Source organism: Citrobacter sp. wls613 (assembly GCF_005281195.1).
Lineage (GTDB): Bacteria > Pseudomonadota > Gammaproteobacteria > Enterobacterales > Enterobacteriaceae > Citrobacter > Citrobacter gillenii.
Genome location: NZ_SZXN01000007.1, coordinates 5,637 through 13,057 on the forward strand (window position 1 = coordinate 5,637; position 7,421 = coordinate 13,057).

General features: G+C 50.4%; 9 protein-coding genes, 1 pseudogene and 1 other annotated feature. Of the genes and pseudogenes, 7 read left to right on the forward strand and 3 right to left on the reverse strand.

The genetic code is table 11. From position 1 onward, the window contains the following. Positions 1–212: 212 nt before the first annotated feature. The 3 genes from raiA to pheA all read left to right on the forward strand — a co-directional run bounded on the left by raiA (position 213) and on the right by pheA (position 1,963). Complete coding sequence (raiA, locus tag FDX01_RS00965; protein ID WP_096756105.1) at positions 213–551, forward strand: ribosome-associated translation inhibitor RaiA; 339 nt, start codon at positions 213–215, stop codon at positions 549–551. A gap of 103 nt (positions 552–654) precedes the next feature. Next, positions 655–780: a sequence feature (Phe leader region), on the forward strand. After that, the gene (pheL, locus tag FDX01_RS00970) at positions 656–703 is read left to right on the forward strand and encodes a pheA operon leader peptide PheL (RefSeq protein WP_101706155.1); all 48 of its coding nucleotides are present in this window, start codon (positions 656–658) and stop codon (positions 701–703) included. Its footprint overlaps the feature before it by 48 nt. A gap of 22 nt (positions 781–802) precedes the next feature. Continuing rightward, positions 803–1,963 carry a bifunctional chorismate mutase/prephenate dehydratase gene (gene pheA, locus FDX01_RS00975; protein ID WP_096756104.1) on the forward strand — a complete coding sequence of 387 codons (1,161 nt, stop codon included), beginning with the start codon at positions 803–805 and terminating at the stop codon, positions 1,961–1,963. 47 nt (positions 1,964–2,010) lie between these two features. Here pheA and tyrA read toward each other — a convergent pair whose 3' ends face one another. Further along, a complete protein-coding gene (tyrA, locus tag FDX01_RS00980) occupies positions 2,011–3,132 on the reverse strand; it encodes a bifunctional chorismate mutase/prephenate dehydrogenase (protein WP_115257741.1) in 1,122 nt (373 codons plus the stop codon). A 10-nt stretch (positions 3,133–3,142) separates the two neighbouring features. Then, positions 3,143–4,213 carry a 3-deoxy-7-phosphoheptulonate synthase AroF gene (gene aroF, locus FDX01_RS00985; protein WP_096756102.1) on the reverse strand — a complete coding sequence of 357 codons (1,071 nt, stop codon included), beginning with the start codon at positions 4,211–4,213 and terminating at the stop codon, positions 3,143–3,145. A gap of 224 nt (positions 4,214–4,437) precedes the next feature. Between aroF and FDX01_RS00990 the strand changes: the two genes are divergently transcribed. The 4 genes from FDX01_RS00990 to FDX01_RS01005 all read left to right on the forward strand — a co-directional run bounded on the left by FDX01_RS00990 (position 4,438) and on the right by FDX01_RS01005 (position 7,203). Further along, the gene (locus FDX01_RS00990) at positions 4,438–4,812 is read left to right on the forward strand and encodes a DUF2799 domain-containing protein (RefSeq protein ID WP_096756101.1); all 375 of its coding nucleotides are present in this window, start codon (positions 4,438–4,440) and stop codon (positions 4,810–4,812) included. A 158-nt stretch (positions 4,813–4,970) separates the two neighbouring features. Continuing rightward, positions 4,971–5,489 carry a YfiR family protein gene (locus FDX01_RS00995; RefSeq protein WP_096756100.1) on the forward strand — a complete coding sequence of 173 codons (519 nt, stop codon included), beginning with the start codon at positions 4,971–4,973 and terminating at the stop codon, positions 5,487–5,489. After that, on the forward strand, positions 5,482–6,708 hold the full coding sequence (gene dgcN / locus FDX01_RS01000) for a diguanylate cyclase DgcN (RefSeq protein WP_137399082.1): 1,227 nt from the start codon (positions 5,482–5,484) through the stop codon (positions 6,706–6,708). The genes FDX01_RS00995 and dgcN overlap by 8 nt, the downstream gene beginning before the upstream one ends. 12 nt (positions 6,709–6,720) lie before the next feature. Beyond that, on the forward strand, positions 6,721–7,203 hold the full coding sequence (locus FDX01_RS01005) for an OmpA family protein (RefSeq protein ID WP_096756098.1): 483 nt from the start codon (positions 6,721–6,723) through the stop codon (positions 7,201–7,203). Positions 7,204–7,207: 4 nt separating this feature from the next. On the opposite strand, the pseudogene FDX01_RS23235 reads toward FDX01_RS01005, so the two are convergent. Next, a pseudogene (locus FDX01_RS23235) lies at positions 7,208–7,421 on the reverse strand (PepSY domain-containing protein); the annotation flags it as partial.

Consider the following 7,421-nt stretch of genomic DNA (forward strand, 5'->3'; position numbering starts at 1 on the left):
CCGTAACTGAAGCGGTTTAGCTGCAACGCATCCTATCAAATATGGCCTGCTTTCAGGTATTCCTCAAGTAAAAGATCGCCTGTTCCTGCGGTGCCTCACAAAAAGGTTTTCTTGACAAAAAGCGACAAAATAATGTGATTTAGATCACACATTTTGACATTAGGAAAGGTATGCTGGAATCACCAAGACGGGAAAGACAAGAGGTAAAATTTATGACAATGAACATTACCAGTAAACAAATGGAAATTACTCCGGCAATTCGCCAGCATGTCGCAGACCGTCTCGCCAAACTTGAAAAATGGCAAACTCATCTGATTAATCCACATATCATTCTGTCCAAGGAGCCACAGGGTTTCACTGCTGACGCCACCATCAATACACCGAACGGACATTTGGTTGCCAGCGCTAAGCACGAAGATATGTACACCGCTATTAACGATTTGATCAACAAGCTGGAACGGCAGCTCAATAAAGTGCAGCACAAAGGCGAAGCCCGTCGTGCAACAACTTCAGTAAAAGACGCCAACTTCGTCGAAGCAGAAGAAGAGTAGTCCCTTACATTGAGTGTATCGCCAACGCGCCTTCGGGCGCGTTTTTTGTTGACAGGGTGAAAACAGTACAGGTACTTTAACTGACGTAGCCAAAGGAAATTGACATGAAACTTATTCCGTTCTTCTTCGCATTCTTTTTTACCTTCCCCTGAATGGGAGGCGTTTCGTCGTGTGATAAATAATGCGAAGACGAACAATAAGGCCTCCCACAACGGGGGGCCTTTTTTATTGATAATAAAAAAGGCAACACTATGACATCGGAAAACCCATTACTGGCGCTGCGCGATAAGATAAGCTCGCTGGATGAAAAATTACTGGCCCTGCTGGCTGAGCGTCGTGGTCTGGCCGTCGAAGTCGGTAAAGCAAAACTGCTTTCTCATCGTCCGGTGCGCGATATTGACCGCGAGCGCGATTTGCTGGACCGACTGATCCAGTTGGGTAAAGTGCATCACCTCGATGCCCACTACATCACACGCCTGTTCCAGCTCATTATTGAAGATTCCGTTCTCACCCAGCAGGCGCTCCTGCAGCAGCATCTGAATAAAATCAATCCGCACTCCGCCCGCGTCGCGTTTCTGGGGCCAAAAGGCTCGTATTCGCACCTCGCTGCGCGTCAGTATGCCGCTCGCCATTTTGAGCAATTTATTGAAAGCGGTTGCGCCAAGTTTGCCGATATCTTTAATCAGGTCGAAACCGGACAGGCGGACTACGCGGTCGTGCCGATTGAGAACACCAGCTCTGGCGCGATCAACGATGTTTACGACTTGCTGCAGCACACCAGCCTCTCCATCGTCGGCGAGATGACCATTATTATCGACCACTGCGTGCTGGTTTCCGGTACTACGGACCTGAATAGCATCGAAACCGTGTATAGCCATCCGCAACCGTTCCAGCAATGCAGCAAATTCCTCAATCGTTATCCGCACTGGAAGATCGAATATACCGAAAGCACCTCGGCGGCAATGGAAAAGGTTGCCCAGGCGAACTCACCGCACGTGGCAGCCTTGGGCAGCGAAGCCGGTGGCGTGCTGCACGGTCTGCAGGTACTTGAACATATTGAAGCGAATCAGACGCAAAACATTACCCGTTTTGTCGTGCTGGCACGCAAGGCTATTAATGTTTCCGACCAGGTTCCGGCGAAAACCACGCTGTTGATAGCGACAGGGCAACAGGCGGGTGCGCTGGTTGAAGCGCTGCTGGTGCTACGCAACCATAATCTGATTATGACCAAGCTGGAATCGCGCCCGATTCACGGTAATCCGTGGGAAGAGATGTTTTATCTCGATATCCAGGCCAACCTGGAATCGCCGGAAATGCAAAAAGCATTGAAGGAGTTGGGTGAAATTACGCGTTCGATGAAGGTACTGGGATGTTACCCAAGTGAGAACGTGGTGCCAGTCGATCCGAGCTAACGTATGACAATACCGGATGGCGTAGGCATCGCCATCCGGTATCGACGCTACTGGCGGCTATCGTTGGCCTGACGCAGTAGCGTACGGCTTTCGCTCTGGAAGCGTTTGGCATAATCGCCAAACCAGTGCTCAACCTTACGGAAGCTGTCGATAAACGCCTGCTTATCGCCCTGCTCCAGTAAACCAATCGCTTCACCAAAACGCTGATAATACCGTTTGATCAACGCGAGATTACTTTCTGACGACATAATAATGTCGGCATACAGCTGCGGATCCTGGGCAAACAGGCGTCCGACCATGGCCAGCTCAAGACGGTAAATCGGCGAAGAGAGCGCCAGTAACTGTTCAAGTTGGACATTCTCTTCTGCTAAGTGCAACCCGTAAGCAAAAGTCGCGAAGTGACGTAATGCCTGGATAAACGCCATGTTCTGATCGTGCTCGACGGCACTGATCCGATGCAGCCGCGCCCCCCAGACCTGAATCTGTTCCAGGAACCATTGATAGGCTTCCGGCTGGCGTCCATCGCACCAGACAACCACCTGCTTTGCCAGACTGCCGCTATCCGGACCAAACATCGGATGCAATCCAACTACCGGGCCATCGTGCGCCGCCAGCATCGCCTGTAATGGGCCGTTTTTCACCGAGGCCAGATCGACCAGGATACAGTCAGCAGGCAAGCGCGGTAATTTCGCGATCACCTGCTCGGTAACGTGAATCGGCACGCTAACGATCACCATTCCGGCATCCGCCACGATCTCCTCGGCACGATCCCAGTCCTGCTGTTCAAGAATACGCACCTGATAACCTGACAGCGTAAGCATCTTCTCGAATAGCCGTCCCATCTGACCGCCACCGCCGACAATCACCACCGGGCGTAACGTTGGACAGAGCGTTTTAAATCCTTTGTCATTCTCGCTAGAGTACGACTCACGCATTACCCGACGTAATACATCTTCAATCAGATCAGGCGGTACGCCGAGCGCTTCCGCCTCTGCACGGCGAGAAGCCAGCATAGACGCCTCCCGCTCAGGCACGTAAATCGGTAACCCAAAGCGGCTTTTTACTTCGCCAACCTCGGCAACCAGTTCAAGACGGCGCGCCAGCAAATCCAGCAACGCCTTATCCACTTCATCAATTTGATCGCGTAATGCGGTCAATTCAGCCACCATAACCCACCTCTTAAGCCAGGCGCGTCGCCAGCTGGCCGTTCAAGTCTTTATTAATTTCACGCAACAACGCATCCGTCATTTCCCAGCTAATGCAGGCATCTGTTACGGACACGCCGTATTTCATTGCACTGCGCGGCTGCTCGGAAGACTGGTTGCCTTCGTGAATATTGCTTTCAATCATCAGGCCGATGATTGAACGGTTGCCATCTTTAATTTGTGCAACCACTGACTCTGCCACGGCAGGCTGGCGACGGTAATCTTTGTTGGAGTTACCATGACTGCAATCTACCATCAGTGACGGTCGCAGTCCCGCCTGCTCCATTTCTTTTTCGCACTGAGCAACATCTGCCGGACTGTAATTCGGTGCTTTACCGCCGCGCAGGATCACATGACCGTCCGGATTACCCTGCGTTTGCAGCAGTGCCACCTGTCCTGCCTGGTTAATACCCACAAAGCGGTGAGACTGAGCTGCTGCGCGCATAGCGTTAATCGCTGTCGCCAGGCTGCCGTCAGTGCCATTTTTAAAACCAACCGGCATCGACAGACCCGACGCCATTTCACGGTGAGTCTGCGATTCAGTCGTACGCGCACCGATAGCGGACCAGCTAAACAGATCGCCCAGGTACTGCGGGCTGTTGGGATCCAATGCTTCTGTCGCCAGCGGCAGCCCCATATTCACCAGTTCAAGCAACAGCTGACGCGCAATTTTCAGACCGGCTTCAACATCAAAAGAGCCATCCATATGAGGATCGTTAATTAACCCTTTCCAGCCGACGGTGGTACGGGGTTTTTCAAAATAGACACGCATCACCAGATAGAGGCTATCGCTGACCTCTGCGGCAAGGGTTTTAAATCGACGGGCATATTCCAGCGCCATTTCAGGATCATGAATAGAGCAAGGACCACACACTACCAGCAAACGCGGATCGCGACCGGCGATGATGTCAGAAATGGTTTTGCGCGACTGCGCAATTTGCGCCTCTTGCGCCAGACTCAACGGGAATTGCATTTTAAGTTGTTCCGGAGTCATCAGAACCTGTTCATCAGTAATGTGTACGTTGTTCAGCGCGTCTTTTTGCATGGTGGTGATCCTGTTTAGCTTGTTTGCGATAGTTGTTCCTCAGCGAGGAGGTAATTACGATAACACAACGGGTAAAGATTTCAATCCACGTTACGTAAATTTTTATTTACAGCCAGTATAAACAGGCCTAACAGGCCTAACAGGCGCGGAATGTCGTAAATTTAAATTTACACACACCATTTAAGAGATCCGCTATGCTTTAAAAAAACCAGGGAGTATCAGCAATGAAGCGACTTATCAACACGGTACTGGTGTTACTGCTAAGCGGATGTCAGATAGATCCCTATACCCATGCCCCCACCTGGACCGGCACCGACTGGTACGATGCCGGGATCCAGGATGCTATTTCAGGGTATGTCATTAAAGATAATGAAACTCTTGCCGACAACTACAATGACCCCGAAATCGATCGTACGGAATATCTTAAGGGTTACGCTGAAGGACAACGTAAAACCTGCCAGCAGGATTTTGTTTACGCCAGGGGACTGGCCGGGAAAACCTTCCCTCCAAGCTGTGATACCGTTGAAAATGTCGACCAATTACACAGTGCCTGGCAAAAAGGTTCAAATGAAGGCGCAGCCTCTATAAGATTAAATTAAACAAGAAGTTATATCCGATAAATCAATAAGATTTAACTTAAATCGATAATGTTATTCATCCAGATATAATGACGCTCTGGTAAAATAATGTTACTTTGTTGCGAACAATCGTGAGTGTATTTCGACGTATTACGGCTAACGCTGGTAGGTACCTTTTCATGAGCTTTTCTTATCGACTCATACTTCTACTGGCACTGCTATTGTCCGGATTACCGCTGTATGCCCAAAACGCTACGGAAGAGGCGAAATCCGTACGCGCCATGGTTTCCGGCATCGTCAGCTATACGCGCTGGCCAGCGCTTTCCGGTCCGCCCAAACTGTGTATCTTCTCTTCATCACGTTTTACCAGTGTGCTGCAGGATACTCATGCCGGAGCGTTACCCTATCTTCCCGTCATCGTTCATACGCAACAAGACAGTGTCGTAGCTCAGTGTGACGGTTTTTATTTTGGCACTGAATCCCCGACATTTCAGGTGGAATTAAAGAGTCAATTTCCAACTAAGGCATTGTTATTAATTGCCGAACAGAATACCGAATGCGTTATTGGTAGCGCTTTTTGCCTCATCATAAATAATGAAGAAGTGAGGTTTTCGGTAAATATGGATTCCCTGTCACGCAGTGGTGTAAGGGTCAGTCCAGACGTATTGATGCTTGCACGGAATAATAAGGATGGATAAGGGTATTTCTCCCATAACACGCCCAACGTTCAAACGGACACTACGGCGTATCAGCATCGTCAGCGTTCTGGTCACTATGACGCTGATCTGGCTGCTGCTGAGCATTTCTTCCGTGCTGGCACTCAAACAATATGCGCAAAAAAACCTCGATCTGACCGCCGCGACCATGACCCGATCGCTTGAAGCCTCGCTGGTGTTTTCTGATAGCGTTGCAGCAAAAGAAACGTTGGCTGCGCTAGGGCAACAGGGGCAATTCTCCGTTGCCGAAGTACGCAATAAAAATCAAAAGGTGATCGCCACCTGGCGCTATGACGCCCAGGATACAACAGAAAAGATTAGCGGTCTGATCAGTCACTGGCTATTCCCACAGCCGGTGACAAAGCCTATTTTGCACAATGGCAACGTCATTGGGGAAGTGCGCCTGACAGCCCGCGACAGCGTCATTAGCCATTTCATCTATCTGTCACTGGCTGTGCTTACCGGATGCATTTTACTGGCCTCCGGTATTGCATTAATGCTCACCCGCTATTTGCACAATGGCGTTGTTGAAGCGCTGCAAAATATTACCGAGGTGGTGCACGACGTTCGCACCAACCGCAACTTCTCACGCCGCGTGTCTGAAGAACGCATTGAAGAGTTTCATCTGTTTGCCCAGGACTTTAATAGTCTGCTGGATGAGATGGAAGAGTGGCAACTGCGCCTGCAAGCCAAAAATGCTCAGTTGTTGCGCACCGCGCTGCACGATCCCCTGACCGGACTTGCTAATCGCGCCGCATTTCGTAGCAGCATTAACGCGTTGATGAACGACGAATCCGCTCACAGCAGCTCGGCGTTGTTATTCCTTGATGGCGATAATTTTAAATTTATTAATGATACCTGGGGGCATGCAGCAGGAGACCGGGTATTGATTGAAGTTGCTAAAAGGCTGGCCGAGTTTGGTGGCAATCACCATCAACCGTACCGGCTCGGAGGCGATGAGTTTGCGATGGTGCTATACAGCGTGCATTCGGAGAATGAAGTTCAGCGTATCTGCGCGGCACTATCGCAAGAGTTTAACCGTCCATTTGACCTTCACAATGGTCATCTGGCAAGCATGACGCTAAGCATTGGGTTTGCGCTGACGTGGGAACATGCCTCTGCCGAGAAATTACAAGAACTCGCCGATCACAATATGTATCAGGCTAAACATTTGCGTTCTGAACGCATTATTAAAAAATAAGGAATTACACACATGCTGAAACGTCTATTATCGCCATTTATTCTTATCATACTGATTCTGGCTGGCTGTCAGGCCCCTCAGGGTAAATTCACCCCTGAGCAAGTTGCAGCCATGAAATCATACGGCTTTACCGAAGCATCTGGCGACTGGTCGCTGGGTCTGTCTGATACCATTTTGTTTGATAAAAATGACTATAAGCTGCGTCCTGAAAGTGAAAAACAGATCCAGGAAATGGCAGCTAAACTGGCGGCTACCGGCCTGAATCATGCGCGTCTGGATGGTCACACCGATAACTACGGCGAAGACAGCTATAACGAAGCACTGTCGCTTAAGCGAGCTAACGTCGTGGCAGATGCCTGGGCTCAGGGTGCCAACATCCCACGCACCAATCTGACAACTCAGGGATTAGGCAAAAAATACCCGATTGCCAGTAACCAGAGCTCAAAAGGCCGTGCCGAAAACCGCCGCGTTGCGGTCGTCATCAGCACGCCTTAATGTCTTACTCGGCTGACTGCGCCAACAGATTTTGCGACATTTTGTACCAGCGCAGCCAGTCAATCATCATAAACAGCAGCAGGCTTACGCCCGCTACCGGCATCGCCATCCCCAGCACGCCAGCCACTACCAGCACCGCACATCGCCCCTTCCCGTTGAGCATCAGCCAACACTGCACCAGCGTTTGTGCCGGATTCACCGCCGGTCCGGCGGGTCGG

What these genes read in the sequence shown, in the direction of transcription:
- aroF (WP_096756102.1), bottom strand. Translation starts at nt 4,213, where the DNA reads ATGCAAAAAGACGCGCTGAACAACGTACACATTACTGATGAACAGGTT.
- FDX01_RS00995 (WP_096756100.1), top strand. Translation starts at nt 4,971, where the DNA reads ATGAGCTTTTCTTATCGACTCATACTTCTACTGGCACTGCTATTGTCC.
- pheA (WP_096756104.1), top strand. Translation starts at nt 803, where the DNA reads ATGACATCGGAAAACCCATTACTGGCGCTGCGCGATAAGATAAGCTCG.
- FDX01_RS01005 (WP_096756098.1), top strand. Translation starts at nt 6,721, where the DNA reads ATGCTGAAACGTCTATTATCGCCATTTATTCTTATCATACTGATTCTG.
- tyrA (WP_115257741.1), bottom strand. Translation starts at nt 3,132, where the DNA reads ATGGTGGCTGAATTGACCGCATTACGCGATCAAATTGATGAAGTGGAT.
- raiA (WP_096756105.1), top strand. Translation starts at nt 213, where the DNA reads ATGACAATGAACATTACCAGTAAACAAATGGAAATTACTCCGGCAATT.
- FDX01_RS00990 (WP_096756101.1), top strand. Translation starts at nt 4,438, where the DNA reads ATGAAGCGACTTATCAACACGGTACTGGTGTTACTGCTAAGCGGATGT.
- dgcN (WP_137399082.1), top strand. Translation starts at nt 5,482, where the DNA reads ATGGATAAGGGTATTTCTCCCATAACACGCCCAACGTTCAAACGGACA.